Raw genomic sequence first — 544 nt, forward strand, 5'->3', positions numbered from 1 at the left:
GGGACCGACGGCCCTCGTCGTGGGGCGGGGGCCGTCGGAGGATGGGGGTGTGGGGCGCGGCTGCGGGGGTCGTGCCGGGCCGGGTGGCCGGGTGGAAAGACGGATGGCTTGATGGATCGCAATGACGGTTTCCGTGAGCTGGGCCGGCGGGAGTGTGTGCGGCTGCTGGCGCGGGTGCCGGTGGGGCGCATTGTGTACACCCGTCGGGCGTTGCCCGCGGTGCTTTTGGTGAATTTCGCCGTGGAGGGGGACGGGGCGGTGGTGCTGCGGTGTTCGGCGGAGTCGGAGCTGGTGCGTGCGGTGGACGGGGCGGTGGTGGCGTTCGAGGCGGACGAGGTGGATGCGGTGGCGTGTGCGGGGTGGAGTGTGGTGGTGACGGGGGCGGCGTCGGTGGTGACCGATCCTGTGGAGCGGCGGCGGTTGGCGGTGAGTGGTCCGTGGTCGTGGGTGCCCTGGCCGCGGGAGGTGTTCGTGCGGGTGGAGCCGGAGCTGATCACGGGGCGTGAGCTGGTCGGCGGCCGCAGCCTCTACGGCCTCGACGCCC

1 protein-coding gene is annotated in these 544 nt (G+C 73.2%); it reads left to right on the forward strand.

The features are described from left to right. Positions 1–111: 111 nt before the first annotated feature. On the forward strand, positions 112–544 hold a 433-nt coding region (locus ABD224_RS29375), incomplete at its 3' end, for a pyridoxamine 5'-phosphate oxidase family protein (RefSeq protein ID WP_344055380.1).

This window comes from Streptomyces thermoalcalitolerans (genome assembly GCF_039525155.1).
In the GTDB taxonomy this organism is placed as follows: domain Bacteria; phylum Actinomycetota; class Actinomycetes; order Streptomycetales; family Streptomycetaceae; genus Streptomyces; species Streptomyces thermovulgaris.